Annotated in this window: 39 protein-coding genes; all 39 read right to left on the minus strand. The window is 41.0% G+C overall.

Features of this window, described 5'->3' with window-relative positions; all coding sequences use genetic code 11:
• Nucleotide 1 precedes the first annotated feature (1 nt).
• Nucleotides 2–850, minus strand: a complete 849-nt coding sequence (locus BM386_RS05530; protein WP_091692099.1) for a serine O-acetyltransferase — start codon at nucleotides 848–850, stop codon at nucleotides 2–4.
• Nucleotides 851–870: 20 nt separating this feature from the next.
• Complete coding sequence (locus BM386_RS05535) at nucleotides 871–1,422, minus strand: hypothetical protein (RefSeq protein ID WP_091692100.1); 552 nt, start codon at nucleotides 1,420–1,422, stop codon at nucleotides 871–873.
• Nucleotides 1,403–1,690 (minus strand): FtsB family cell division protein, encoded by a 288-nt coding sequence (locus BM386_RS05540; protein WP_091692101.1) that lies wholly within the window; start codon nucleotides 1,688–1,690, stop codon nucleotides 1,403–1,405. The genes BM386_RS05535 and BM386_RS05540 overlap by 20 nt, the downstream gene beginning before the upstream one ends.
• A 104-nt stretch (nucleotides 1,691–1,794) precedes the next feature.
• A complete protein-coding gene (gene eno, locus BM386_RS05545; RefSeq protein ID WP_091692102.1) occupies nucleotides 1,795–3,075 on the minus strand; it encodes a phosphopyruvate hydratase in 1,281 nt (426 codons plus the stop codon).
• Nucleotides 3,076–3,097: 22 nt separating this feature from the next.
• The gene (gene carA, locus BM386_RS05550; protein WP_091692103.1) at nucleotides 3,098–4,195 is read right to left on the minus strand and encodes a glutamine-hydrolyzing carbamoyl-phosphate synthase small subunit; all 1,098 of its coding nucleotides are present in this window, start codon (nucleotides 4,193–4,195) and stop codon (nucleotides 3,098–3,100) included.
• A gap of 119 nt (nucleotides 4,196–4,314) precedes the next feature.
• A complete protein-coding gene (rplQ, locus tag BM386_RS05555) occupies nucleotides 4,315–4,872 on the minus strand; it encodes a 50S ribosomal protein L17 (protein ID WP_091692104.1) in 558 nt (185 codons plus the stop codon).
• A gap of 6 nt (nucleotides 4,873–4,878) precedes the next feature.
• Nucleotides 4,879–5,868 (minus strand): DNA-directed RNA polymerase subunit alpha, encoded by a 990-nt coding sequence (locus BM386_RS05560; protein ID WP_091692105.1) that lies wholly within the window; start codon nucleotides 5,866–5,868, stop codon nucleotides 4,879–4,881.
• A gap of 39 nt (nucleotides 5,869–5,907) precedes the next feature.
• On the minus strand, nucleotides 5,908–6,513 hold the full coding sequence (gene rpsD / locus BM386_RS05565; RefSeq protein ID WP_091692106.1) for a 30S ribosomal protein S4: 606 nt from the start codon (nucleotides 6,511–6,513) through the stop codon (nucleotides 5,908–5,910).
• A gap of 18 nt (nucleotides 6,514–6,531) precedes the next feature.
• Nucleotides 6,532–6,930 carry a 30S ribosomal protein S11 gene (rpsK, locus tag BM386_RS05570; RefSeq protein ID WP_057939435.1) on the minus strand — a complete coding sequence of 133 codons (399 nt, stop codon included), beginning with the start codon at nucleotides 6,928–6,930 and terminating at the stop codon, nucleotides 6,532–6,534.
• Nucleotides 6,931–6,945: 15 nt separating this feature from the next.
• The gene (gene rpsM / locus BM386_RS05575; RefSeq protein ID WP_091692107.1) at nucleotides 6,946–7,323 is read right to left on the minus strand and encodes a 30S ribosomal protein S13; all 378 of its coding nucleotides are present in this window, start codon (nucleotides 7,321–7,323) and stop codon (nucleotides 6,946–6,948) included.
• A 3-nt stretch (nucleotides 7,324–7,326) separates the two neighbouring features.
• Nucleotides 7,327–7,443 carry a 50S ribosomal protein L36 gene (gene rpmJ, locus BM386_RS05580; RefSeq protein WP_082632371.1) on the minus strand — a complete coding sequence of 39 codons (117 nt, stop codon included), beginning with the start codon at nucleotides 7,441–7,443 and terminating at the stop codon, nucleotides 7,327–7,329.
• Between the two features lie 7 nt (nucleotides 7,444–7,450).
• Complete coding sequence (infA, locus tag BM386_RS05585) at nucleotides 7,451–7,669, minus strand: translation initiation factor IF-1 (protein WP_057939437.1); 219 nt, start codon at nucleotides 7,667–7,669, stop codon at nucleotides 7,451–7,453.
• Nucleotide 7,670: 1 nt separating this feature from the next.
• Nucleotides 7,671–8,444: a type I methionyl aminopeptidase gene (gene map, locus BM386_RS05590; RefSeq protein ID WP_091692108.1), complete on the minus strand. Its 774-nt coding sequence runs from the start codon at nucleotides 8,442–8,444 to the stop codon at nucleotides 7,671–7,673.
• 1 nt (nucleotide 8,445) lies between these two features.
• Entirely contained in the window at nucleotides 8,446–9,765 is a 1,320-nt protein-coding gene (gene secY / locus BM386_RS05595) for a preprotein translocase subunit SecY (protein WP_091692109.1), read from the minus strand.
• Between the two features lie 4 nt (nucleotides 9,766–9,769).
• Nucleotides 9,770–10,216: a 50S ribosomal protein L15 gene (rplO, locus tag BM386_RS05600; protein WP_091692110.1), complete on the minus strand. Its 447-nt coding sequence runs from the start codon at nucleotides 10,214–10,216 to the stop codon at nucleotides 9,770–9,772.
• 2 nt (nucleotides 10,217–10,218) lie between these two features.
• On the minus strand, nucleotides 10,219–10,398 hold the full coding sequence (rpmD, locus tag BM386_RS05605; RefSeq protein ID WP_057939441.1) for a 50S ribosomal protein L30: 180 nt from the start codon (nucleotides 10,396–10,398) through the stop codon (nucleotides 10,219–10,221).
• 5 nt (nucleotides 10,399–10,403) lie between these two features.
• Complete coding sequence (rpsE, locus tag BM386_RS05610) at nucleotides 10,404–10,922, minus strand: 30S ribosomal protein S5 (RefSeq protein WP_091692111.1); 519 nt, start codon at nucleotides 10,920–10,922, stop codon at nucleotides 10,404–10,406.
• Nucleotides 10,923–10,928: 6 nt separating this feature from the next.
• A complete protein-coding gene (rplR, locus tag BM386_RS05615; protein ID WP_091692112.1) occupies nucleotides 10,929–11,279 on the minus strand; it encodes a 50S ribosomal protein L18 in 351 nt (116 codons plus the stop codon).
• Between the two features lie 6 nt (nucleotides 11,280–11,285).
• Nucleotides 11,286–11,843, minus strand: coding sequence for a 50S ribosomal protein L6 (gene rplF, locus BM386_RS05620; protein WP_091692113.1), 558 nt, complete (start codon nucleotides 11,841–11,843; stop codon nucleotides 11,286–11,288).
• A gap of 9 nt (nucleotides 11,844–11,852) precedes the next feature.
• Nucleotides 11,853–12,248, minus strand: coding sequence for a 30S ribosomal protein S8 (gene rpsH, locus BM386_RS05625; protein ID WP_057939445.1), 396 nt, complete (start codon nucleotides 12,246–12,248; stop codon nucleotides 11,853–11,855).
• A gap of 82 nt (nucleotides 12,249–12,330) precedes the next feature.
• Nucleotides 12,331–12,600, minus strand: a complete 270-nt coding sequence (rpsN, locus tag BM386_RS05630; protein ID WP_086539683.1) for a 30S ribosomal protein S14 — start codon at nucleotides 12,598–12,600, stop codon at nucleotides 12,331–12,333.
• A 2-nt stretch (nucleotides 12,601–12,602) separates the two neighbouring features.
• Entirely contained in the window at nucleotides 12,603–13,163 is a 561-nt protein-coding gene (gene rplE / locus BM386_RS05635) for a 50S ribosomal protein L5 (protein WP_086539684.1), read from the minus strand.
• The gene (gene rplX / locus BM386_RS05640) at nucleotides 13,156–13,500 is read right to left on the minus strand and encodes a 50S ribosomal protein L24 (protein WP_091692114.1); all 345 of its coding nucleotides are present in this window, start codon (nucleotides 13,498–13,500) and stop codon (nucleotides 13,156–13,158) included. Before rplX ends, rplE begins: the two co-directional genes overlap by 8 nt.
• Nucleotides 13,501–13,502: 2 nt before the next feature.
• The gene (gene rplN, locus BM386_RS05645; protein ID WP_086500285.1) at nucleotides 13,503–13,871 is read right to left on the minus strand and encodes a 50S ribosomal protein L14; all 369 of its coding nucleotides are present in this window, start codon (nucleotides 13,869–13,871) and stop codon (nucleotides 13,503–13,505) included.
• Nucleotides 13,872–13,873: 2 nt separating this feature from the next.
• On the minus strand, nucleotides 13,874–14,137 hold the full coding sequence (rpsQ, locus tag BM386_RS05650) for a 30S ribosomal protein S17 (RefSeq protein ID WP_057939450.1): 264 nt from the start codon (nucleotides 14,135–14,137) through the stop codon (nucleotides 13,874–13,876).
• A gap of 17 nt (nucleotides 14,138–14,154) precedes the next feature.
• Nucleotides 14,155–14,337, minus strand: coding sequence for a 50S ribosomal protein L29 (gene rpmC, locus BM386_RS05655; RefSeq protein WP_086500279.1), 183 nt, complete (start codon nucleotides 14,335–14,337; stop codon nucleotides 14,155–14,157).
• 5 nt (nucleotides 14,338–14,342) lie between these two features.
• Nucleotides 14,343–14,765, minus strand: a complete 423-nt coding sequence (gene rplP / locus BM386_RS05660) for a 50S ribosomal protein L16 (RefSeq protein ID WP_091692115.1) — start codon at nucleotides 14,763–14,765, stop codon at nucleotides 14,343–14,345.
• 23 nt (nucleotides 14,766–14,788) lie between these two features.
• On the minus strand, nucleotides 14,789–15,520 hold the full coding sequence (rpsC, locus tag BM386_RS05665) for a 30S ribosomal protein S3 (protein WP_086500275.1): 732 nt from the start codon (nucleotides 15,518–15,520) through the stop codon (nucleotides 14,789–14,791).
• Nucleotides 15,521–15,529: 9 nt separating this feature from the next.
• Nucleotides 15,530–15,922: a 50S ribosomal protein L22 gene (gene rplV / locus BM386_RS05670; protein ID WP_091692116.1), complete on the minus strand. Its 393-nt coding sequence runs from the start codon at nucleotides 15,920–15,922 to the stop codon at nucleotides 15,530–15,532.
• A gap of 2 nt (nucleotides 15,923–15,924) precedes the next feature.
• Nucleotides 15,925–16,203 carry a 30S ribosomal protein S19 gene (rpsS, locus tag BM386_RS05675; RefSeq protein ID WP_057939455.1) on the minus strand — a complete coding sequence of 93 codons (279 nt, stop codon included), beginning with the start codon at nucleotides 16,201–16,203 and terminating at the stop codon, nucleotides 15,925–15,927.
• A gap of 2 nt (nucleotides 16,204–16,205) precedes the next feature.
• Nucleotides 16,206–17,030: a 50S ribosomal protein L2 gene (rplB, locus tag BM386_RS05680; protein WP_091692117.1), complete on the minus strand. Its 825-nt coding sequence runs from the start codon at nucleotides 17,028–17,030 to the stop codon at nucleotides 16,206–16,208.
• Between the two features lie 13 nt (nucleotides 17,031–17,043).
• Nucleotides 17,044–17,331: a 50S ribosomal protein L23 gene (gene rplW, locus BM386_RS05685; RefSeq protein WP_091692118.1), complete on the minus strand. Its 288-nt coding sequence runs from the start codon at nucleotides 17,329–17,331 to the stop codon at nucleotides 17,044–17,046.
• 4 nt (nucleotides 17,332–17,335) lie between these two features.
• Complete coding sequence (rplD, locus tag BM386_RS05690) at nucleotides 17,336–17,965, minus strand: 50S ribosomal protein L4 (protein WP_091692119.1); 630 nt, start codon at nucleotides 17,963–17,965, stop codon at nucleotides 17,336–17,338.
• 3 nt (nucleotides 17,966–17,968) lie between these two features.
• Complete coding sequence (gene rplC / locus BM386_RS05695) at nucleotides 17,969–18,601, minus strand: 50S ribosomal protein L3 (RefSeq protein WP_091692120.1); 633 nt, start codon at nucleotides 18,599–18,601, stop codon at nucleotides 17,969–17,971.
• 238 nt (nucleotides 18,602–18,839) lie between these two features.
• The gene (rpsJ, locus tag BM386_RS05700; RefSeq protein WP_008203035.1) at nucleotides 18,840–19,145 is read right to left on the minus strand and encodes a 30S ribosomal protein S10; all 306 of its coding nucleotides are present in this window, start codon (nucleotides 19,143–19,145) and stop codon (nucleotides 18,840–18,842) included.
• A 12-nt stretch (nucleotides 19,146–19,157) separates the two neighbouring features.
• Nucleotides 19,158–21,281 (minus strand): elongation factor G, encoded by a 2,124-nt coding sequence (gene fusA / locus BM386_RS05705; RefSeq protein WP_091692121.1) that lies wholly within the window; start codon nucleotides 21,279–21,281, stop codon nucleotides 19,158–19,160.
• Between the two features lie 5 nt (nucleotides 21,282–21,286).
• Nucleotides 21,287–21,754 carry a 30S ribosomal protein S7 gene (gene rpsG / locus BM386_RS05710; protein WP_091692122.1) on the minus strand — a complete coding sequence of 156 codons (468 nt, stop codon included), beginning with the start codon at nucleotides 21,752–21,754 and terminating at the stop codon, nucleotides 21,287–21,289.
• Between the two features lie 22 nt (nucleotides 21,755–21,776).
• Nucleotides 21,777–22,175, minus strand: a complete 399-nt coding sequence (gene rpsL, locus BM386_RS05715; RefSeq protein ID WP_057939461.1) for a 30S ribosomal protein S12 — start codon at nucleotides 22,173–22,175, stop codon at nucleotides 21,777–21,779.
• 98 nt (nucleotides 22,176–22,273) lie between these two features.
• The gene (locus tag BM386_RS05720; protein ID WP_091692123.1) at nucleotides 22,274–22,597 is read right to left on the minus strand and encodes a DUF3467 domain-containing protein; all 324 of its coding nucleotides are present in this window, start codon (nucleotides 22,595–22,597) and stop codon (nucleotides 22,274–22,276) included.
• Between the last annotated feature and the right edge of the window lie 63 nt (nucleotides 22,598–22,660).

The following is a 22,660-nucleotide window of genomic DNA, read 5'->3' on the forward strand; positions in this document are numbered from 1 at the left end:
TCTAGTGACTTAATTCATCCTGGTCATTTTTGAAAACATACATATCTGTCACGGCTGAATCCGCGTGATACATTTGAGTTTGGTAATATACTTTGCTTTTCGGAGCCACACTTTTTGTCAGCCAGACATTTCCGCCTATGATACTGCCCTTTCCTATGACAGTATTTCCACCAAGTATCGTTGCTCCAGAATAAATCACGACTTCATCTTCTATAGTAGGATGTCTCTTGTTATCTGCATCAGCTTTATCCACACTCAAAGCCCCAAGGGTCACGCCTTGATATATCTTCACGTGATCACCGATAATAGTCGTCTCCCCTATCACTACACCTGTACCGTGGTCTATGCAAAAATACTGACCAATCGTTGCTCCAGGGTGAATATCTATCCCCGTGCGACTATGCGCAAATTCAGTAATCATTCTTGGAATCAGTTTGACACCAAGTGCATTTAAAGAATGTGCGATTCGATAAGCGGAAATAGCATAAAATCCGGGGTAACTTCTTAAGATTTCTGTTCTAGATTTGGCAGCAGGATCACCGGCAAACATTGCATCCACATCTTGATTGATCCAGTCAAAGACCTGCTCAAGATTAAGAAAAAAAGAATCTGCTAGTTTGGATCCTATCCCCTTGTGCAAATGAGGATTTCTCTCCAAAATCGACGAGAGATTTTCCTTCAATTTCATTAAGGAAGCTTCTATCTGTGATTTATCGCTAATTTTCTCAACTGTATATTCTGGAAAAAGCAAACCCAGTAGATCTTCGAAATACTGCTGAATTACTTTAGGAGAGGGGCATTCTGAGCAATCTTGATGTGCTTTGTAAAGTTTTGAAACAAAAGATTCCATGAAAAACAGGTTAAAAGTATCTATAGCACAAAACCCACACGAATCACATAAGGTTCACCATAAGGTGACCGAAGGTTGTCATGCAATACATTGTATAAAAAAGTAAAGTTAGCACCGCCTCTGGAACCAAATGGGGCAAAGTAACCGCCTCCGAGGAAAAGAGCATTCGACCAAATTCGCTCAAATTGGTCAGATAGTAGGTTATAATTATCAAAATTGATCGATTCATATTCTGCATGCGCGAAAATATTCGGGAAGATGTTATACCTACTAAATACCCTTCCACCATAGGAAGAGGTCTCGCCGCCTATGTAGCGTCTGTCATTGAAATACTGATAAGTAATCCCCACTCCAGAGGAAAATTTTGGAGTGATCATCACCCCCACAAGCGGGGAAAAGTCAATTAAAGTAACGGTACCAAACTGCATCCCAAAGTTTCCGCCGTAATACAATCTCTCTTTGAAAGGAATGGAATCGCCATCATAGATTTCCCGCTGCGCAAATGCGGAAGTTTGAAACAGGACAAACCCTATAAAAAATAAGAGCAGGTATTTACTTTTTAACAATGACATAGAGATCTTCAGAGTTTTTCTTCATTAAGTACTTTTCACGGGCAAACTTCTCCAAGAGTTCAGGATTGCTCATCAATTCCTCTCGCTCAGCCTTGATTTTCTCTTTTCTCTCTAGATAAAACTCCTTTTGATCTTCAAGCTGGCCTAATTTATTACTCAACTTTACCTGATTCACCACATTATTAGAATCAATAAAAATCATCCATGCAATAAAAAAAACAAGACCCAGAAAATAAAAGCTTTTGGTGTACTTAAGGTATTTGCTCATATGTCATGATTGTTATTGGGCATCAAGGTACAAAAATGGTGCAAAAAAAAGACAGCCTAACGTGGTAGGCTGTCTTAAAATAAAACTTTTCGTAAATCGCTAAATTAGAACTTGCCGTTGAAAACAGCTGAATCTCCTAATTGCTCTTCGATTCTCAACAACTGGTTGTATTTAGCCATACGGTCAGATCTAGATGCAGAACCAGTTTTGATCTGTCCGCAATTCAATGCTACAGCAAGATCCGCGATAGTAGAATCTTCAGTTTCACCTGATCTGTGAGACATTACTGCTGTAAAACCTGCTTTGTGCGCAAGATTCACTGCATTGATGGTCTCAGTCAATGTACCGATTTGGTTTACTTTGATCAAGATAGAATTGGCAGACTTCTCTTCGATACCTCTCTGAAGGAATTTTACGTTAGTAACGAAAAGGTCATCACCTACTAGCTGGATTTTATCACCGATTTTGGCTGTCAACATAGCCCAACCTTCCCAATCTTCTTCAGCACATCCGTCTTCGATAGAATCGATAGGGTATTTTTCAGTTAGCTCAGCTAGGTATGCAACCTGCTCTTCTCTGCTTCTTGCTACTCCAGTAGAACCTTCAAATTTGGTATAGTCATATTTACCATCTACAAAGAACTCAGAAGCCGCACAGTCCAAAGCGATGGTCACGTCATCACCAGCCTTGTATCCAGCCTTCTCAATAGCGTCCAAGATGCTTCCAAGAGCTTCTTCAGTTCCGCCTGAGAAATTAGGAGCAAAACCACCTTCATCACCTACAGCAGTGCTTAGCCCTTTGTCATGAAGGATTTTCTTCAAGTTGTGGAAAATTTCAGTTCCCATTCTCATCGCTTCTGAGAAAGTAGGAGCACCAACTGGGCGAATCATAAACTCTTGAAATGCGATAGGCGCATCAGAATGAGATCCACCGTTGATGATATTCATCATTGGCACAGGAAGTGTATTTGCATTTACACCACCTACATATCTGTAAAGAGGCTGATTTGATTCCATAGCTGCAGCTTTGGCAACTGCCAAAGAAACACCAAGGATAGCATTTGCACCTAGATTACCCTTGTTTGGAGTACCGTCAAGATCTATCATGATCTGATCGATCATATTTTGCTCGAACACATCAAAGCCTACCAATTCGGATGCAATGATGTCATTTACATTTGCAACTGCTTTAGTAACACCTTTGCCCATATATGCACCTTTATCTCCATCGCGAAGCTCTACTGCCTCATTGATACCAGTAGATGCACCACTAGGTACAGCTGCACGTCCAAAAGCGCCATTTTCTGTGTAAACATCTACTTCTATTGTAGGATTTCCTCTAGAATCGAGGATTTGTCTTGCATGAATTGATTGAATCAACGTCATAGTTTTAAAAGGTTTAAGGGTATTAATTTTTATTGATTAAAGAAATAAAATCGTCAAACAAATAGCGGGAATCATGTGGTCCTGGAGATGATTCTGGGTGGTACTGTACAGAAAAAGCTGGTTTATTTTTCAGCCGGATTCCGGCAACAGTATTATCATTGAGATGCACATGCGTGATTTCCACATCAGAATTTTGCTCTGTATCCTCACGAGTAATATTGAAACCGTGGTTTTGAGAAGTAATTTCACTTTTACCGGTTAAAATATTCTTAATTGGATGGTTTAATCCACGGTGCCCATGGTGCATTTTATAGGTAGAGATACCGCAAGCTTCAGCCAAAAGCTGATGTCCGAGGCAAATTCCAAATACAGGCTTTCCTGTTTCCAAGATATCTTTGGTAGTTTTCACCGCGTACTCCATTACAGCTGGATCACCCGGTCCATTTGACAGAAAATAAGCATTTGGAGCCCATTCTTCCATTTCTGAAAGAGTTGCTTTCGCAGGAAAAACCTTGCAATAGGCACCACGGTCAACCAAACTTCGAAGAATATTCTTTTTGATCCCAAAATCCATACAGGCAACCTTAATCGAAGAATTTTCATCGCCAACGAAATAAGGCTCTTGAGTACAAACTGTAGATGAAAGCTCAAGTCCATCCATATCCGGAACCTTATCCAGTTCGGCTTGAAGACCTTCCAAATTATCTTCAAACTCTGAGCTGATGATTGCATTCATTGCGCCTTTAGACCGAAGATGTCTTACTAGCTGCCGAGTATCTATATCTGCGATCCCCGTGATTCCATTCGACACAAGATAATCCTGTAAAGAACCTGAAGCATTAATACGGGAAAATACGTCTGAAAAGGTGTTAACGACAATACCTCCGATAGTTGGATGGTCAGATTCCACCTCTTCATCTATCACGCCATAGTTACCTATGTGGGAAGTAGTAGTTACAATGATTTGACCAGTATAGGATGGATCTGTATAGATTTCCTGATATCCTGTCATTCCGGTGTTGAAGCAAATCTCACCACCATTAGTTCCTGGGTTACCGATTAAAGAACCGCGAAAGACCGTGCCATCGGCCAAGAGTAAAGTTGCTTTTTGTTTGATCATTTTGCTAAGTAATTGCCCAAAGTTAAATATTTATTGGGAAGGAAGTTAAATGAAAAGGGTATAAAAAAAGGATTGAACAAATGTCCAATCCTTTCAATATCGTGAATCCACTGATCAACTTATTTGTTATCAGTTTCTTCTTCAGCGGAGTCAGCAGAAGCTTCAGGTGCCTTAGGCTCTTCAGCGTCCTTTGCAGGAGCTTCTTCTACTGCTGGTGCAGCAGTTGCTTTAGTTTCCTCAGCAGCAGTAGATTTACCAGAACCTCTACGAGATCTTCTAGTAGTTTTCTTAGCAGGCTGAGCATCTTTCAACATCAATTCGTTGAAGTCCACCAATTCGATGATACACATTTCTGCATTATCACCCAATCTGAAACCAGTTTTAATAATTCTGGTATATCCACCTGGACGAGTAGCTACTTTAGCGATTACTTCACCAAATAGTTCGATGATAGCTTCCTTATTTTTCAAATAAGCGAAAGCCATACGTCTATTGTGCGTAGTATCTTCTTTAGCTCTTGTTACCAGTGGCTCCAAATACTTCTTCAATTCTTTTGCCTTGGCAAGCGTTGTTGAGATACGCTTGTGAAGAATCAGCGAAGTTGCCATATTAGAAAGCATTGCTTTTCTATGAGCGGCCTTCCTTCCAAGGTGGTTAAATTTCTTACCGTGTCTCATTATTATTTATTCTTCATCAAGTTTATACTTAGAAATATCCATCCCGAAGGTCAGGCTTTTTTCTTGGATAAGTTGCTCTAGCTCAGCTAAGGATTTCTTACCGAAGTTTCTGAATTTCATCATGTCAGAAATTTCAAGTTTGGCAAGGTCTCCCAAAGTCTTCACGTCAGCAGCTTTAAGACAGTTGAATGCTCGAACAGAAAGGTCGAGATCAGCCAAGTTGGTCTTAAGAAGCTTTCTCATATGCAAGAATTCTTCGTCGATTGGCTCCGGCTCTGCTACTCCAGTTGAATCAAGAACCATAGTCTGGTCAGAGAACAACATAAAGTGTTGGATAAGGATTTTGGCAGATTCCTGAAGTGCTTTCTCCGGGTGGATAGAGCCGTCAGTAGATACTTCCAAGATCAATTTTTCGAAGTCAGTCTTCTGTTCTACTCGCGTATTCTCAACACTGTATTTCACATTCTTAATAGGAGTGAAAACCGCATCGATAGCGATAGTACCGAAGATTTGCTCTTTTGGTTTGGATTCTTCAGCTGGTAGATACCCTCTTCCCTTATCCATCGTCAATTCAATCTCAAAGTTTTTGGTCTCGTCGATATGACAAATAACCAACTCTGGATTTAAGATTTCGAAAGAAGAAGTAAACTTAGCAATGTCCCCTGCAGTGAAGACAGACTGATTTTTAATCTCAACAGTGATTTTTCCGTCAAATGCTTCATGCACCTTTTTGAATCTCACCTGCTTAAGGTTCAAAATAATATCTGTAACGTCTTCAACTACACCTTCGATGGTAGAAAACTCATGCACTACACCAGGAATCTTGATGGCAGTGATGGCATAACCTTCCAAGGAAGAAAGCAAAATTCTTCTCAGGGCGTTACCGATTGTAACTCCATAGCCTTTTTCGAGTGGTTTGAAAGTGAATAAGCCATGAAAATCATCGGCTTTTTCCATTACCACTTTCTCGGGCATTTGAAATGCTAGTATGGACATATATCTCGTTCTTTTTTAAAAGCTGAAAATATTAAAATATTACTTAGAGTAAAGTTCGACAATGAGTTGCTCCTTGATATTCTCTGGAATATCATCTCTGCCTGGAACACTGACGAATTTGCCGGTCAATGATGTGCCATCCCACTCTAACCAGGAATATTTATTAGCACCTCTACCTGCTAAGCTGTTAGTGATTGCTTCTAGAGACTTAGATCTTTCTCTTACAGAAACTACATCACCTGGCTTAAGTGTAAACGAAGGAATGTTAACTACCTCACCGTTTACAAGCACATGCTTGTGAGAAACTAGTTGTCTAGCACCTCTTCTGGTAGGGGAAATTCCCATTCTATATACCGTGTTGTCCAATCTAGCTTCAAGAAGCTGAAGAAGGTTCTCTCCGGTGATTCCAGTTTTTCTGGAAGCAATATCAAACATCTTAGCGAATTGTCTCTCCAATACACCGTAGATGTATTTTGCTTTTTGCTTCTCAGCAAGCTGGATTGCATATTCAGACTGCTTTTTTCTTCTACCTCTTCCGTGCATGCCGGGAGGGTAGTTTTTCTTTGCAAGTGCTTTGCTATGTCCTTCTATAGCTTCGCCGAATTTTCTGGCAATCTTTGCTTTAGGACCTGTATATCTAGCCATTGTATTACAATTTTATGATTAAACTCTTCTACGCTTAGGAGGACGACAACCGTTGTGCGGCATTGGAGTCACATCGATGATCGTAGTCACGTCCAATCCTACATTTTGCAATGTTCTGATCGCTGATTCACGACCAGATCCCGGACCTTTTACGAAAACTTCGATTTTTCTCAAACCTAAGTCATATGCTACTTGTCCACAGTTTTGCGCCGCCATCTGAGCTGCGTAAGGAGTATTTTTCTTTGAACCTCTGAAACCCATTTTACCGGCAGAAGCCCAAGATATTACTTGACCTGCATTGTTGGTAAGAGAGATAATGATGTTGTTGAAGGATGCTCTGATGTGAGCTTGACCTACAGCTTCAACCTTTACTACTCTTTTTTTACCCTTTGCTTTATCGTTTCTTTTCTGAGCCATAATCTAAATCAGGTTTTATTTAGTTGCTTTCTTCTTGTTAGCAACTGTTTTTCTCTTACCCTTCCTTGTTCTGGCGTTGTTCTTGGTGTGCTGACCACGAACTGGAAGTCCTTTTCTGTGTCTCAAACCTCTATAGCAACCGATATCTTGTAGTCGCTTGATGTTCAATTGGATCTCTGACTTTAATACACCTTCGGTTCTGAACTCTTCTGCAATAATGTTACGGATAGCAGTTGACTCATCGTCATCCCACTCACCTGCTTTTTTATCGAAAGAGATACCGGCCTTGGTCAGGATAGCTTTGGCTGCAGATCTTCCTATTCCGAAGATATAGGTAAGTCCGATTACGCCACGCTTATTGTCTGGTATATCTACACCTGCAATTCTAGCCATAATTTAACCTTGTCTTTGTTTAAACTTAGGATTCTTCTTATTGATGACATACAATACCCCTTTTCTACGGATAAGCTTGCAGTCAGCACTTCTTTTTTTGATGGATGTTTTTACTTTCATCTCAGTCTTATTTATATCGATATACAATTCTGCCTTTACTCAAATCATAGGGAGACAGTTCCAACTTTACTCGATCACCAGGAAGAATTTTAATATAATTCATCCTCATCTTACCAGATATGTGAGCGATCAGTTGATGCCCATTCTCTAGTTCCACTTTGAACATCGCATTAGACAATGCCTCTTTGATCGTACCGTCTTGCTCTATTGATGTTTGCTTGGCCATATTAGAATTTAAAATTCTCTTCTATGTATTTATGAGAGGTTAACACCTCTGTTCTATCTTCAAATATCGCTACTGTGTGCTCATAATGTGCTGATGGTTTTCTATCCGCAGTGCGTATAGTCCATCCATCACGCTCTTGGACAATATTCCGTGTACCAAGATTAATCATGGGCTCAATTGCGATCACCATTCCATCTTTCAGTAAAGGACCGCTTCCTTTCTTTCCATAATTGGGAACTTCAGGGCCTTCATGTAGATTTCTACCTAATCCATGTCCTACTAGCTCTCTGACTACAGTGTAGCCCTTTGCTTCGACAAACTTCTGGATGGCATTACCCACATCACCTATTCGCTTCCCAAAGACAGCTTGCTCAATTCCAATGTAAAGTGAATCTTTGGTGGCTTTTAATAATGCTTTGACAGCAGGAGAGACCTCACCAATAGGGTACGTATAAGCGGAATCGCTATGAAAACCTTGGTGAAAGACTCCACAATCTACTGAGATTATATCGCCATCTTTCAATTCATATTCACTGGGAAAACCATGTACTACTACTTCATTCACAGAAATACATAGTGAAGCAGGAAATCCATTGTAGCCCTTGAATGAAGGTACTCCATTATGATCCCTGATAAACTCCTCAGCAATTTTGTCTAGAAAAGAGGTCTTTACCCCTTCCTTGACATATTTCGCTACTTCCCCATGGGCTTTCGCTAGTATGTCGGCACTTTCTTTTATTAACTTAACTTCTTCCGAAGTCTTGTAGTTGATCATCTTAGGCAACTTGGTAATTAGAAGGATTATTCTTCACATTACCGCTTTTCATCATGCCTTCGTAGTGTCTCATCAACAAGTAACTCTCTATTTGTCTCAAAGTATCCATGATAACACCTACCATAATTAGTAGAGATGTGCCACCATAGAATTGAGCAAACTCAGCACCTACTCCAGATATAATCGCAAGAGCAGGAAGAATAGCTACCGCAGCTAAGAGAATAGATCCTGGAAGAGTAATCTTGGAAATAATTCCGTCGATGAATTCCGATGTGGGAGCTCCTGGCTTAATTCCTGGAACGAATCCTCCATTTCTCTTCATGTCTTCAGCGATCTGCTCAGGGTTAACTGTAATAGCAGTATAGAAGAATGTGAAAAGAATGATCATTGCTGCGAAAAGCAGATTATACTGCCAAGAAGTGAAATCACTGAACGTAGCTCCAATGTAGTTTGCGATGTCATTCTCCGAAGCCCAGATTTGAGCGATCAAAGCTGGTACGAACATCAAGGACTGAGCAAAGATAATTGGCATAACTCCAGAAGCATTTACCTTAATAGGTATATACTGTCTTTGTCCACCATACACTTTACCCCCCACTACTTGTTTCGCATATTGTACGGGAATTCTTCTTGTCGCTTCAGTCAAGGCAATAACCCCAACTACCACGAAGAACAATACAGCGGCTTCAATAAGAAGAAGCAACATACCTGATGTACCTTTCTCTAGTCCTTCAGCTATAATAGCTCCAGGAAATCTAGAGATGATACCAATCATGATTAGCATAGAGATACCGTTACCAATGCCTTTCTCAGTGATTTTCTCTCCAAGCCACATGCAGAACATGGTACCGGCAGAAAGTAAAACCAAGGAACTAAACATAAATAAAGTAGAGCTAACCATAACTGCTCCTGTAGGCATAATAGTAGCGGAAACATAGCCGATACCTTGCGCAATAGTGATCAGGATAGTCAAAACTCGAGTGATCTGGTTGATTCTTTTTCTACCAGATTCACCCTCTTTTTGCATTTTCTGAAAATATGGTACTCCGACAGTCAATAACTGCAACACAATGGAAGCAGATATATAAGGCATAATGCCTAGACCGAAGATAGATGCGTTACTGAACGCTCCACCAAGGAAGGTATCGATCAATCCAAAGATTCCTTCTGGAGCATCACCTAAACGAGAAGGGTCAACACCTGGAAGAACTATGAACGACCCTAATCTGAATATGATCAAAAAACCGATCGTATTCATGATTCTAACTCTAAGGTCTTCGATAGAGAAAATGTTCTTAACTGTCGAAATAAACTTTTTCATTAAATTAAATTGTGTTTACCGTTCCACCCGCTTTCTCTATGGCTGCTGCTGCAGTTGCAGAGAATTTGTGAGCAGTTACGTCTAATTTGGCTTTCAATTCACCTCCACCGAGGATTTTGATTTTGTCATTCTTAGAAGCTATACCATGAGAAACTAAAGCTTCCATGTTTACAACTTCAAGATTGTATTGCTCAGCAATGCCTTGCAATGTATCCAAATTTACTGGTTTGAACTCAACTCTGTTCAAGCTTTTGAATCCAAATTTAGGAACTCTTCTTTGAAGTGGCATTTGACCACCTTCAAAACCTAACTTAGACTTATAACCTGATCTTGATTTTGCTCCTTTGTGACCTCTTGTAGAAGTTCCACCTCTACCTGAACCTGTACCTCTACCTATTCTCTTACGATTTTTGGTAGATCCTTCAGCTGGTGTTAATGTATGCAGTTTCATAATTAAGCTTCCTCCACTTTTACAAGGTGATTAACTTTATTTACCATACCGGCAATCTGAGGCGTATTTTCTACGGTCACTGACTTGCTGATACGACCTAGTCCCAAAGCAGTAATAGTCGCTTTCTGATCCTTTGGTCTATCGATGGTACTTTTGGTTTGCGTGATTTTGATCTTAGCCATTTCGATTATCCGTTAAAAACTTTAGACATTTTAATGCTTCTCTGTTGTGAAACAGCGATCGCATCTCTTAGCTGAGTCAAAGCTTCAATAGTAGCTTTTACCACGTTATGAGGATTGGATGATCCTTTAGATTTTGCCAATACGTCTGTAACGCCGGCACTCTCCAAAACTGCACGCATTGCACCACCTGCGATAACGCCTGTACCTGCTGCTGCTGGTTTGATCAAAACAAATCCTCCTCCGAATTTACCGATTTGCTCATGAGGGATAGTACCTTTCAAAATTGGCACTTTTACCAAGTTTTTCTTAGCATCTTCGATACCCTTAGTGATTGCATCTGTTACCTCATTGGCTTTACCCAATCCGTAACCGACAACACCTTGGCCATCACCCACTACAACAATTGCGGAGAAAGAGAATCTTCTACCACCTTTTACCACCTTGGCTACTCGGTTGATAGCTACTACTTTTTCCTTTAAATCTGTATCTGTAGCCCTGATAGGCTTTTTTCTTAGTTGAGACATAGCTTATTAAAATTTAAGGCCTCCTTCTCTGGCACCATCTGCCAAAGCTTTCACATTCCCATGATACAAGTAGCCATTTCTGTCAAATACTACGGATTCTACTCCGTTTGCAACAGCTCTCTCAGCAAGTTTTTTACCTACTTCTTTGGATACTGATACATTAGCGTTAGCCTTTGCTCCCAATTCTTTGGAAGAAGCCTGTGCCACAGTCTGACCTTTAAGGTCATCGATAAGCTGAGCGTATATGCCAGTGTTGCTTTTGAAAACTGACAAACGAGGTCTGGAATCAGTACCAGAAATCTTTCTTCTGATACCCTGCTTGATTCTAAGTCTTCTGGAATTCTTATTAAATGCCATAACCTATTATTTTTTAGCGGCAGTTTTACCAGCCTTACGTCTAACTTGTTCACCAACGAAGCGCACACCTTTTCCTTTGTAAGGTTCAACCTTACGAAGTGATCTGATTTTTGCAGCAACTTGTCCAATCAATTCTTTATCTATCGATTCTAAGGTAATGATTGGATTCTTACCTTTTGCAGTCTCAGCTTTAATAGCTACCTCTTCAGGAAGCATCATAAAGATGTTGTGAGAGTAACCAAGATTCAATTCAAGAATCTGCCCTTGGTTAGACGCCTTATAACCTACACCCACAAGCTCCAAATCCTTCTTGTATCCTTCAGAAACGCCTATCACCATATTGTTGATAAGTGATCTGTAAAGACCGTGAATAGACTTGTGTCTTTTGGAATCAGTAGGTCTAGTGACAACGATCTCGTTGTCTTCTACTTTCACTGTAATGTCAGGATTCACATCCTGAACCAGTGTACCCTTTGGACCTTTAACAGTCACAGTTCCATGAGCTGTGACGTCTACAGTAACACCGCTGGGTATATTTATTGGTTTTTTACCTATTCTAGACATGATAGTAAATTAGTATACGTAGCAAAGAACTTCTCCACCTACACCCTCAGTGCGGGCTTCTTTGTCTGTCATCACACCTTTGGAGGTGGACACGATTGCTATCCCAAGACCATTGATTACTCTTGGAAGCTCCGTATGTTTCACATATTTTCTCAAACCTGGTGTACTAACTCTCTTCAAGCTTACAATTGCATTTTGTTTAGTGACAGGATTGAATTTCAGAGCAATTTTGATAGATCCCTGGGGACCATTTTCTTCAAACTTGTAATTCTGAATGTATCCTTTGTCGTGCAATACTTTTGTAATCTCTTTCTTGATGTTAGAAGCAGGGATTTCGACGATTCGGTGAGACGCTTTGATGGCGTTTCTCAACCTTGTCAGATAATCAGCTATTGGATCAGTCATTGTATTTTATAGTCTAGCTACACCCGTTTTGGGCGTGCAAAGTTACGAATTGATTTTTATAATAAAAACTACTGTCGTTATTTTACCAGCTGGACTTTGTCACTCCAGGGATCTTGCCTGCTGAGGCCATTTCTCTGAAGGTTACCCTGTTGATACCGAACTTTCTCATGTAGCCCTTAGGACGACCAGTTAGTTTACATCTGTTGTGAAGTCTAACTGGAGACGCGTTCTTAGGCAGTTTGTCAAGAGCTTCATAATCACCGGCTGCTTTCAGCGCGGCTCTTTTATCAGCATACTTGGCTACCAGACGCTCTCTTTTTCTCTCACGAGCTTTGATTGACTCTTTTGCCATGACTATTCTTCTTTAGTTTTTTTAACGAAAGGCATTCCGAAAGCCTTAAACAATTCTAAACTTTCTTCATCTGTTTTAGCAGATGTCACGAAAGTAATATCCATACCGGAGATTCTGTTGACTTTCTCAATGCTGATCTCCGGGAAGATAATTTGCTCTTGTACACCTAGTGTATAATTGCCTCTTCCGTCAAAACCTTTATCAGAAATACCCTTGAAATCTCTCACACGTGGAAGTGCAATAGTGATCAAACGGTCTAGGAATTCGTACATGGTCTGACCTCTCAAAGTAACTTTAGCTCCGATAGGCATTCCTTCTCTCAACTTAAAGTTGGAAACGGAAGTTTTTGCGATAGTCGAAACGGCTCTCTGACCAGTGATCAAAGAAAGCTCTTCTACACCTTGGTCAACCAATTTCTTATCTGCTACAGCTGCACCGATACCTTTGTTGAGAACGATTTTCTCCAACTTAGGCACTTGCATTACTGAAGAGTATTGGAATTTCTCTTTCAAAGCAGGGACGATCTCGTCCACATATTTTTGCTTGATTCTTGGATTAGCCATTGATCACCTCCCCAGTTTTCTTAGAGTATCTTACTAATTTACCGTTTTCGCCTTCCTTGCGACCAGTTCTAGTGGCTTCACCACTTTTAGGATCTACAAGCATAAGGTTACTAATATGCATGGAAGCTTCTTTCTTATCGATTCCGCCCTGAGGCTTAGCAGCAGTAGGCTTCACGTGCTTAGTGATCATATTAAGACCCTCTACGATTGCTCTACTTTTTTGCTTATCTACGGAAAGTACTTTTCCAGTTTTGCCTTTGTCATCACCTGCGATCACTTTTACAGTGTCTCCAGTTTTGATGTGAAGCTTTGTTTGCTTGTTCATTTTTCTTTCCATGATTACAATACTTCAGGAGCCAATGAAACGATTTTCATAAACTGCTTCTCTCTCAACTCTCTAGCCACTGGGCCGAAGATACGCGTGCCTCTAGGCTCGTCGTTGTTGTTCAATAACACAGCTGCGTTGTCCTCGAAACGGATATAAGAACCGTCTTTTCTTCTTATTTCTTTACGAGTACGCACGATTACCGCTCTTGACACGGTACCTTTTTTCATGCTGCTGGAAGATAGAGCAGATTTTACTGTCACAACGACTTTATCGCCGATGGAAGCATATCGCTTCTTGGTTCCTCCCAATACGCGGATTACTAGTACCTCTTTGGCACCAGAGTTGTCCGCTACGCTTAGTCTTGATTCTTGTTGGATCATAATTACTTAGCCCTTTCAATAATTTCAACTACTCTCCAACGCTTGTTCTTACTCAGCGGACGAGTTTCGCTTATTTTCACGAGGTCACCTGGGTTACACTCGTTGTTCTCGTCATGAGCCATAAATTTGGTAGTCTTAGCAACAAACTTACCGTAGATAGCGTGCTTTACGCGACGCTCAACTGCTACAGTTATGGACTTATCCATCTTGTTACTAACCACTTTACCAACTCTTTCTTTTCGAAGATTTCTCTCTATCGTAGCCATATTCTTTTGGTTAGCTATTATTTCGCAGCCAATGCAGTCTTTAATCTTGCGATAAAGCGCTTGGTCTCGCGGATTCTGTTAGGATTCTCTATAGGAGATATCGAGTGCGCAAACCTAAGTTTGGTTAGATTCTCCTGCTCAGCGACTAGTCGCTCGGCGATTTCACTGTTTGAAAGTGAATTGATTTCAGTATTTTTCATAGTGCTTATAATTCAGCGTAATCTCTACGAACAACAAATCTAGTGCTTACAGGTAGCTTTTGCTGTGCAAGTCTCAACGCCTCTTTAGCTGTCTCCTGGCTCACGCCAGTAGCTTCGAAAAGGATCGTTCCTGGCTTGATAACGGCCACCCAATACTCAGGAGCACCTTTACCTTTACCCATACGAACCTCTGCGGGCTTTTTAGTGATAGGCTTGTCAGGGAAAATTCTGATCCAAACCTGTCCTTCTCTTTTCATTGCTCTCGTCATTGCGATACGAGCTGCCTCGATCTGACGGGAGGTGATCCATCCTGCTTCAAGGGACTTGATGCCAAAGTTGCCAAAAGAAAGCGTGTGCCCTCTTTGTGCAATGCCTTTGACACGGCCCTTTTGCATTTTCCTATATTTAGTTCTTTTTGGCTGTAACATGAGTTCTCACTTATGGGCGAAAATTAGTTATTTCTTTTTCTTCGTCTTGGACCATCATTTCTCTTAGGACCTGCATTACGAGCACCTTTAGGCTCATTAGCTGCTCCTTGATTAGGAGAAAGATCTCTTTTACCGTACACTTCACCTTTGAAGATCCAAACTTTGATGCCGATCAATCCATAAACCGTAAGGGCTTCTGACAATGCGTAATCAATATCTGCTCTCAATGTGTGAAGAGGAATTCTTCCTTCTTTGTACATTTCAGAACGGGCCATTTCAGCTCCGCCTAGACGTCCAGAAAGTTTAACTTTGATTCCTTCCGCTCCCACTCTCATGGATGCTGCGATAGCTTGCTTCATAGCTCTTCTGAAAGAAATTCTTGCCTGAAGCTGCTGAGCGATTGATTCACCTACCAATTTCGCATCCAATTCAGGACGCTTGATCTCGAAGATATTAATCTGAATATCCTTGTTGGTGATATTCTTAAGCTCTTCTTTCAGTTTATCTACTTCGGCTCCACCTTTACCAATTACAACACCTGGACGGGCTGTATGTATCGTAAGAGTGATTCTTTTAAGCGTACGCTCAATAATCACTTTAGAAATACCTCCCTTAGGAATTCTGGCAAGGACGTACTTACGGATTTTCTGATCTTCGTATAGTTTTTCAGCGAAGTCTTTCCCACCATACCAGTTGGAATCCCAGCCTTTGACTACACCAAGTCTAAATCCTATTGGGTTGATCTTTTGTCCCATAGTCTGTTCTTAATTTGCCTTTTCGTTTGTTTCTACTACATCAGCGGTAACATCCTGATCGTTGAATGAATCAACTACTAGGGTTACATGATTTGATCTCTTGCGGATTCTGTGGCCTCTGCCTTGAGGAGCTGGTCTTAATCTCTTAAGCATTCTACCTTCATCTACCATTACAGTTTTGATGAAAAGGTCAGCTTCTTCCAGTTTGGCATCAGGGTTTTTCGCCTGCCAGTTGGCTACAGCGGAAAGCAACAACTTCTCAAGTCGAATTGCTCCATGGTTAGGAGTGAATTTCAATATGCTAAGTGCCAATCCTACTCTCTTGCCTCTGACAAGGTCAGCCACAAGGCGCATCTTACGCGGAGATGTAGGGACATTATTTAATTTTGCTAATGCTTCCATGATTATCTCTTTCCTTTATCTTTTTTGGCAATGTGGCCTCTGAAATTTCTGGTAGGAGCAAATTCACCTAGCTTATGACCTACCATGTTGTCTGTTACAAATACTGGAATGAATTTATTCCCATTATGCACAGCGAAGGTATGTCCTACGAAATCCGGAGAAATCATTGATTTTCTTGACCAAGTCTTGATTACCGATTTCTTTCCTGATTCGTTCTGAGCATCCACTTTCTTCACAAGATGGTGCTCGATATAAGGACCTTTTTTTAATGAACGTGCCATAATTATTTAGATCTTTTGCTTACGATGAACTTGTTTGAATACTTCTTAGGAGATCTTGTTTTCTTTCCTTTTGACAATAGACCTTTTCTAGATCTAGGATGTCCTCCAGAAGAACGACCTTCACCACCACCCATTGGGTGATCTACTGGGTTCATTGCTACACCTCTTACACGAGGACGAGCTCCGAGCCATCTCTTACGACCGGCTTTACCCAATACTACATTCATGTGATCACCATTGGAAACAGTTCCAACAGTTGCCATACACGTATTTAGTACAAGTCTCATCTCACCAGATGGAAGTTTTACAGTTACGTATTTCCCGTCACGGGCTACGATCTGCGCATATCCTCCAGCACTTCTTACCATTGCGGCACCTTTTCCTGGCTTCAATTCCACACAGTGTACAATCGTACCCATTGGAATGTTCACCACTGGCATAGCGTTACCCACTTCTGGAGCAACGTGCTCACCGGAAATCACTGTCTGTCCTACTGACAAACCTTCCGGGGCGATAATGTAGGCCTTAGCTCCATCTGCGTAATATAGTAGGGCGAGACGTGCCGTTCTGTTTGGATCGTACTCAATAGCTTTCACTACTGCAGGTACTCCGAACTTGTTTCTTTTGAAGTCCACGATACGTAGTCTTCTCTTATGACCACCGCCGATATTGCGGACAGTCATTTTGCCTTCATTGTTTCGTCCACCTGACTTCTTGATAGGAGCAAGAAGAGATTTTTCCGGCTTTGACTTAGTTATCTCGTCAAACGCTGGAGCTACTCTGAATCTTGTCCCTGGAGTTACAGGCTTCAACTTTTTAATTGCCATGATATAGATTCAATTAAATTTCTCCGTAAAAATCAATCACTTCACCATCGGCTACTTGCACGATTGCTTTCTTGAAAGCGTTGGTAAAGCCTGAAACCACTTTAGCTTTGGTGTATCTAGATTTATGCTTTGCAGCATATCTGATGGTTCTGATAGAAACCACTTTCACACCAAACGTTTTTTCTACAGCGTTTTTGATCTCAGGTTTCTTCGCAGTTTTCTCCACGATGAATCCATAAACGCCTCTTTCGTTCATGGCTGAAATCTTTTCTGTAATTAAAGGCTGCTTTAGAATATCCATTGTCTTATTTCGATAAAATGGTTTCCAACTTACTGATAGAACCTTCGCAGATCACTAGGTGATCAGCATGAAGTACCTGGTAAGTATTTACATCATTTACAGTCACAACTTTTGCCTTTGGCAGGTTTCTGCTGGAAAGGAACACGTTAGTGTTTTCCTCAGGAAGTACCAATAACGTCTTCTTATCTCCTAGAGACAATCCGTTTAGCAATGCCAAGTAGCTCTTAGTTTTTGGAGAGTCAAATGATATGCTTTCCAATACTGACAGGCTGTTATCTTTCACTTTATAAGTAAGTGCAGATTTTCTGGCTAGTTGTTTTACCTTTTTATTCAATTTGAAAGAATAGTCTCTTGGCTGTGGGCCAAATACTCTTCCTCCTCCTCGGAATAGTGGCGACTTGATAGATCCAGCACGTGCACTACCAGTGCCCTTTTGCTTCTTGATCTTACGAGTAGAGCCAGCTATCTCATTTCTCTCTTTAGACTTGTGCGTACCTTGTCTTTGGTTAGCCAAGTACTGCTTTACATCAAGGTAGATCGCGTGATCGTTAGGTTCGATTGCGAAGATCTCATCAGACAAGCTGATTTTTCTACCTGTGTCTTCTCCTTTTTGATTAATTACTGCTAATTCCATGGCTTACTTCTCTAGAATAACGAAAGAATTTTTAGGACCAGGTACAGAACCAGAAACCAATAGTAGGTTTTTGTCAGCATAGATTTTCAACACTCTAAGGTTGACTACCTTTACTCTGTCTCCGCCCGTTCTACCAGCCATTCTCATTCCTTTGAATACTCTGGATGGCCAAGAACATGCACCAATTGAACCTGGGTGTCTGCCTCTGTTGTGCTGACCGTGAGTTTGTCCACCCACACCAGCAAAACCATGACGTTTTACTACACCCTGGAATCCTTTACCTTTTGAAGTTCCGATTGCATCTACGAAGTCACCTTCGATAAATACTTCACCAGCCTTCACAGTAGCTCCTAGATTTACCTGGCCTTCAAACTCGACCCGGAATTCTCTGAACTCAACAACTTTGTGCTTTGGCGTTGTACCAGCCTTTTTAAAATGACCGATCAATGGTTTTGGCGTATTTTTCTCTTTACGCTCACCATAAGCCAACTGCACGGCGTTGTACCCGTCTGTTTCAACGTTTTTTACTTGCGTCACTACACAAGGACCAGCTTCTATTAGCGTGCATGCGACGTTACGTCCATCGGCACTGAAAATGCTAGTCATTCCTACTTTTCTACCTATTATACCAGACATCTTTTATAAGATAATATAATAACCCACAGACATTTATCTGCTGGGGCTCCTTTTAAAGGACTGCAAAGTTACTGAAATAAAATTCTGTAACAAATGCGAAATCCTAAATTTTACTATGAATATGAAATTTTTCGATTGTGACTCAGGCATTTATAGCTCCTATATCACTACACGAACCCTCTAAAGCAAAAAAGACCCGCTCCGAAAAGCAGGTCTTTTGTATTTCAACCCAGTCCGATCAAACTTTGATCTCTACATCAACTCCACTTGGAAGCTCGATTTTCATCAAAGCATCCACAGTTTTGGAAGAGTTTGAGTAGATATCTACCAATCTCTTGTAGGTACAAAGCTGGTACTGATCTCTGGCTTTCTTACTTACGTGTGGAGATTTCAACACAGTGAATTTCTCCTTTTTAGTAGGCAATGGAATTGGCCCTACTACTACTGCGCCAGTGGCTTTCACTGCCTTCACGATCTTCTCTGATGACTTATCCACCAGGCTGTGATCGTATGATTTTAGTTTTATTCTGATTTTCTGATTCATCGCAAATATTATTTAGTCCTTCTGACCTTTTACTGTAGCAATTACACCTTCGGCAATGTTGTTAGGCACTGACTCGTAGTGAGAGAATGTCAATGAAGCTGTAGCTCTACCGGATGTGATAGTTCTTAGATCAGTAATGTAACCGAACAACTCTGACAATGGTACAGATGCTTTGATTACAGAAGAGGTACCCTTAGTATCCATTCCTTTCATCAAACCTCTTCTTCTGTTCAAATCACCGGTGATTGGACCAGTGTATTCATCAGGAGAAACTACATCTACAGCCATTATAGGCTCTAGCAATTGAGGCTTACATTTTTTAGCTGCTTCTTTGAAACCAAGTCTAGCAGCTAATTCGAAAGAAAGCGCATCTGAATCGACATCGTGGAATGATCCGTGGAACAATCTCACTTTCATCGACTCGATAGGATATCCTGCCAAAGGACCATTTTTCATGGACTCAGCAAAACCTTTCTGAATAGAAGGGATAAATTCCTTAGGAATTACACCACCTACAATCGCGTTTACAAAGTCAAGTCCTGGCTTGATCTCACCAGTCTCAGGATCTGGATCTCTAGGGCTAAGTTCGAATGAAATATCCGCAAATTTACCCTTACCACCTGTTTGCTTCTTGTAAACTTCTTTATGTTCAACTGAACCAAATAACGCTTCTTTATATGCAACCTGAGGAGCACCTTGGTTGATCTCAACCTTGAATTCTCTCTTCAGACGATCGATGATGATATCCAGGTGAAGCTCACCCATACCTCTCAAGATAGTCTGGCCAGTTTCGTGATCCGTGTTTACCTGAAGTGTAGGATCTTCTTCTACCAATTTGGCGATAGCCATACCCAATTTATCAACATCTGCTTGAGTCTTAGGCTCAATTGCATATCCGATAACCGGCTCAGGGAATACCATTGATTCAAGAACCACTTTACGCTTTTCGTCGCAAAGTGTATCTCCAGTTTTGATATCTTTAAAGCCCACTACTGCACCAATATCACCTGCTCTTAAGGCATCGATTTGGTTTTGCTTGTTAGCATGCATTTGGAAAACTCTAGAGATACGCTCTTTATTTCCAGAACGGCTATTGAATACATAAGAACCGGAATTCAAAATTCCAGAATAAGCTCTTACGAAACAAAGACGTCCTACAAATGGATCTGTAGCGATTTTGAAGGCAAGTCCAGCAAAAGGCTCAGTTTCGTCAGGAGAAATCCTAACATCTTTTTCCTCATCATCGAGATCGTGAGCAATGATATCGTCCTTGTCCATTGGAGAAGGAAGCAATTCCATTACTAGATCAAGCATAGTCTGAACTCCTTTGTTCTTGAATGAAGATCCACATACCATAGGTACAATCTTCATGTCAATTACTGCTTTTCTCAAAGCTGAAAGGATTTCCTGCTCAGTGATGGAATCAGAATCCTCGAAGAATTTCTCCATCAATGACTCATCATAATCCGCAACTGCTTCCAGTAAATACTCTCTGTATTCCGCAACTTCATCAAGCATATCTTCAGGAATCGGAACTTCTTCGAAAGTCATTCCGAAATCATCCTCATTCCATACGATTGCACGGTTGTTGATCAAATCAACTACACCGCGGAATCTATCTTCTGCACCGATAGGAAGCTGCAAAGGAACAGCATGGCTGCCTAGCATTTCCTTCACCTGCTTACAAACCTCAAGGAAGTTTGCACCGGCACGGTCCATTTTGTTTACGAATCCAATACGGGCAACTTTATAGTTATCCGCAAGTCTCCAGTTGGTTTCGGACTGTGGCTCAACGCCATCTACAGCACTGAAAAGGAATACCAATCCATCGAGAACACGAAGTGATCTGTTTACTTCAACAGTAAAATCAACGTGACCGGGAGTATCGATGATGTTGATCTGGTATTTTTTCTCTCTGTAATTCCAAAAAACGGTAGTAGCAGCAGAAGTAATTGTAATACCTCTTTCTTGCTCTTGAGCCATCCAATCCATGGTAGCTGCACCGTCGTGAACCTCACCTATTTTGTGAGATACGCCCGAATAAAAAAGAATTCGTTCTGTCGTAGTAGTCTTACCTGCATCAATGTGCGCGGCAATACCAATATTTCTGGTAAGTGTTAAATCTCTTTTAGCCATATTGATTAAAATCTAAAGTGTGAGAATGCTTTGTTGGCTTCTGCCATTCTGTGCGTATCATCTTTCTTCTTCACTCCGGCACCTTCGCCTTTGGAAGCAGCGATAATTTCGCCAGCAAGTCTGTCCATCATTGTTTTCTCACCTCTTCTTCTGGCGTAGCTGATCATCCATTTCATTCCAAGGGCAATCTTTCTGTCAGGTCTGACCTCCATTGGAACCTGGAATGTAGCACCACCAACTCTACGACTCTTCACCTCTACGGATGGAGAAATATTGTTTAGCGCTTTTTTCCAAACTTCAAGACCATTCTCACCTACTTTTTCCTCAACTTTTTCTACTGCATCGTAGAAAATTCTGTAAGCAATACTCTTCTTCCCATCGACCATTAGGTTGTTCACGAATCTAGTTACTAGCGTATCGTTGAACTTCGGATCAGGAAGAATATATCTCTTCTTTGGTTTCGCTTTTCTCATTTTTTCTAACTGTTATAAAGTATTATTTCTTTGCCGGAGCGCCTTTTCCAGCCTTCGGTCTTTTAGCACCATACTTAGAGCGACCTTGCTTACGGTCTTTTACTCCTGCGGTATCTAGTGCACCTCGGATGATGTGATATCTCACACCTGGTAGATCTTTCACACGACCACCTCTGATCAAGACGATCGAGTGCTCTTGTAGATTGTGACCTTCTCCAGGAATGTAAGCATTCACTTCTTTTCCGTTTGTCAATCTCACCCTGGCCACTTTTCTCATTGCAGAGTTTGGCTTCTTAGGGGTTGTAGTATATACTCTGGTACAAACTCCTCTTCGCTGCGGACATGCGTCCAGAGCTCTTGATTTTGATTTGGTCTCCAGTGTAGTTCTACCTTTTCGTACTAACTGTTGAATAGTAGGCATTAACTGATAAAATTTAGTTTTCCCGTAAACTGTTAAATTTTGGACTGCAAAGGTAAACAAAGTAATAAGAGTAACAAAGCTAAGCAGTTATATTTTTGTTAGGCCTCGCCCGGCGTACCGAAACTAATCGGAAACTGAGGTGCTCCACCCGATTGATTAATCTTCCCAAATGCTGCTTCATACTTCTCAATGTTATCTTTCAGTGCAGAAAGCAATCGCTTGGCATGATCTGGAGTTACGATAATCCGTGATTTTACTTTGGCCTTTGGCACGCCTGGCATCAAGCGAATGAAATCGATCACAAATTCTGAATTGGAATGTGCGATCATCGCCAAATTAGAATAAACCCCCTCAGCTACTTCTTCTGAAAGCTCTACATTGATCTGCTGATCACCTTTTTTTTGTCCGTTGTCGTCTTGCATGATTTTAATATAGATTAAAAAAAGGCCTGTCGTGAAACAGGCCTTTTGAATTAATTTATTAGA

The organism is Algoriphagus locisalis (assembly GCF_900116615.1).
GTDB classification, from domain to species: domain Bacteria; phylum Bacteroidota; class Bacteroidia; order Cytophagales; family Cyclobacteriaceae; genus Algoriphagus; species Algoriphagus locisalis.

Excerpts from the sequence above, each read along its gene's own strand:
- map (WP_091692108.1), bottom strand. The coding sequence starts at position 8,444 with ATGATCAACTACAAGACTTCGGAAGAAGTTAAGTTAATAAAAGAAAGT.
- rpsC (WP_086500275.1), bottom strand. The coding sequence starts at position 15,520 with ATGGGACAAAAGATCAACCCAATAGGATTTAGACTTGGTGTAGTCAAA.
- rpsM (WP_091692107.1), bottom strand. The coding sequence starts at position 7,323 with ATGGCTAGAATTGCAGGTGTAGATATACCAGACAATAAGCGTGGCGTA.
- rplW (WP_091692118.1), bottom strand. The coding sequence starts at position 17,331 with ATGGATATTCTAAAGCAGCCTTTAATTACAGAAAAGATTTCAGCCATG.
- BM386_RS05560 (WP_091692105.1), bottom strand. The coding sequence starts at position 5,868 with ATGTCCATACTAGCATTTCAAATGCCCGAGAAAGTGGTAATGGAAAAA.
- rplC (WP_091692120.1), bottom strand. The coding sequence starts at position 18,601 with ATGTCTGGTATAATAGGTAGAAAAGTAGGAATGACTAGCATTTTCAGT.
- fusA (WP_091692121.1), bottom strand. The coding sequence starts at position 21,281 with ATGGCTAAAAGAGATTTAACACTTACCAGAAATATTGGTATTGCCGCG.
- rplO (WP_091692110.1), bottom strand. The coding sequence starts at position 10,216 with ATGAAACTGCATACATTAACACCAGCTGAAGGATCTACCAAAAATCGT.
- rplE (WP_086539684.1), bottom strand. The coding sequence starts at position 13,163 with ATGGCTAATCCAAGAATCAAGCAAAAATATGTGGACGAGATCGTCCCT.
- rpsK (WP_057939435.1), bottom strand. The coding sequence starts at position 6,930 with ATGGCTCAGAAAAGAAACGATAAAGCAAAGGGTAAAAAAAGAGTAGTA.
- rplP (WP_091692115.1), bottom strand. The coding sequence starts at position 14,765 with ATGTTACAGCCAAAAAGAACTAAATATAGGAAAATGCAAAAGGGCCGT.
- rplX (WP_091692114.1), bottom strand. The coding sequence starts at position 13,500 with ATGGAAAGAAAAATGAACAAGCAAACAAAGCTTCACATCAAAACTGGA.
- rpsS (WP_057939455.1), bottom strand. The coding sequence starts at position 16,203 with ATGGCACGTTCATTAAAAAAAGGTCCTTATATCGAGCACCATCTTGTG.
- rpsG (WP_091692122.1), bottom strand. The coding sequence starts at position 21,754 with ATGAGAAAAGCGAAACCAAAGAAGAGATATATTCTTCCTGATCCGAAG.
- BM386_RS05720 (WP_091692123.1), bottom strand. The coding sequence starts at position 22,597 with ATGCAAGACGACAACGGACAAAAAAAAGGTGATCAGCAGATCAATGTA.
- BM386_RS05530 (WP_091692099.1), bottom strand. The coding sequence starts at position 850 with ATGGAATCTTTTGTTTCAAAACTTTACAAAGCACATCAAGATTGCTCA.
- infA (WP_057939437.1), bottom strand. The coding sequence starts at position 7,669 with ATGGCCAAGCAAACATCAATAGAGCAAGACGGTACGATCAAAGAGGCA.
- rpsH (WP_057939445.1), bottom strand. The coding sequence starts at position 12,248 with ATGACTGATCCAATAGCTGATTATCTGACAAGGTTGAGAAACGCCATC.
- rpsE (WP_091692111.1), bottom strand. The coding sequence starts at position 10,922 with ATGTCTCAACTAAGAAAAAAGCCTATCAGGGCTACAGATACAGATTTA.
- carA (WP_091692103.1), bottom strand. The coding sequence starts at position 4,195 with ATGATCAAACAAAAAGCAACTTTACTCTTGGCCGATGGCACGGTCTTT.
- rplQ (WP_091692104.1), bottom strand. The coding sequence starts at position 4,872 with ATGAGACACGGTAAGAAATTTAACCACCTTGGAAGGAAGGCCGCTCAT.
- secY (WP_091692109.1), bottom strand. The coding sequence starts at position 9,765 with ATGAAAAAGTTTATTTCGACAGTTAAGAACATTTTCTCTATCGAAGAC.
- rpmD (WP_057939441.1), bottom strand. The coding sequence starts at position 10,398 with ATGGCTAAGATCAAAATCACGCAAACCAAAAGTACCATCGATAGACCA.
- eno (WP_091692102.1), bottom strand. The coding sequence starts at position 3,075 with ATGACGTTGATTCAATCAATTCATGCAAGACAAATCCTCGATTCTAGA.
- rplR (WP_091692112.1), bottom strand. The coding sequence starts at position 11,279 with ATGGCATTTAATAAGAATTCCAGAAGACTTAGAATCAAGCAGGGTATC.
- rplV (WP_091692116.1), bottom strand. The coding sequence starts at position 15,922 with ATGGAAGCATTAGCAAAATTAAATAATGTCCCTACATCTCCGCGTAAG.
- BM386_RS05540 (WP_091692101.1), bottom strand. The coding sequence starts at position 1,690 with ATGAGCAAATACCTTAAGTACACCAAAAGCTTTTATTTTCTGGGTCTT.
- rpmJ (WP_082632371.1), bottom strand. The coding sequence starts at position 7,443 with ATGAAAGTAAAAACATCCATCAAAAAAAGAAGTGCTGACTGCAAGCTT.
- rplD (WP_091692119.1), bottom strand. The coding sequence starts at position 17,965 with ATGGAATTAGCAGTAATTAATCAAAAAGGAGAAGACACAGGTAGAAAA.
- rpsL (WP_057939461.1), bottom strand. The coding sequence starts at position 22,175 with ATGCCTACTATTCAACAGTTAGTACGAAAAGGTAGAACTACACTGGAG.
- rplF (WP_091692113.1), bottom strand. The coding sequence starts at position 11,843 with ATGTCTAGAATAGGTAAAAAACCAATAAATATACCCAGCGGTGTTACT.
- BM386_RS05535 (WP_091692100.1), bottom strand. The coding sequence starts at position 1,422 with ATGTCATTGTTAAAAAGTAAATACCTGCTCTTATTTTTTATAGGGTTT.
- rpmC (WP_086500279.1), bottom strand. The coding sequence starts at position 14,337 with ATGAAAAATACTGAAATCAATTCACTTTCAAACAGTGAAATCGCCGAG.
- rplB (WP_091692117.1), bottom strand. The coding sequence starts at position 17,030 with ATGGCAATTAAAAAGTTGAAGCCTGTAACTCCAGGGACAAGATTCAGA.
- rpsD (WP_091692106.1), bottom strand. The coding sequence starts at position 6,513 with ATGGCTAGATATACAGGTCCTAAAGCAAAGATTGCCAGAAAATTCGGC.
- rplN (WP_086500285.1), bottom strand. The coding sequence starts at position 13,871 with ATGATCCAACAAGAATCAAGACTAAGCGTAGCGGACAACTCTGGTGCC.
- rpsN (WP_086539683.1), bottom strand. The coding sequence starts at position 12,600 with ATGGCAAAAGAGTCAATCAAAGCTCGTGAGAGAAAAAGAGAGCGTCTG.
- rpsQ (WP_057939450.1), bottom strand. The coding sequence starts at position 14,137 with ATGGCTACGATAGAGAGAAATCTTCGAAAAGAAAGAGTTGGTAAAGTG.
- rpsJ (WP_008203035.1), bottom strand. The coding sequence starts at position 19,145 with ATGAATCAGAAAATCAGAATAAAACTAAAATCATACGATCACAGCCTG.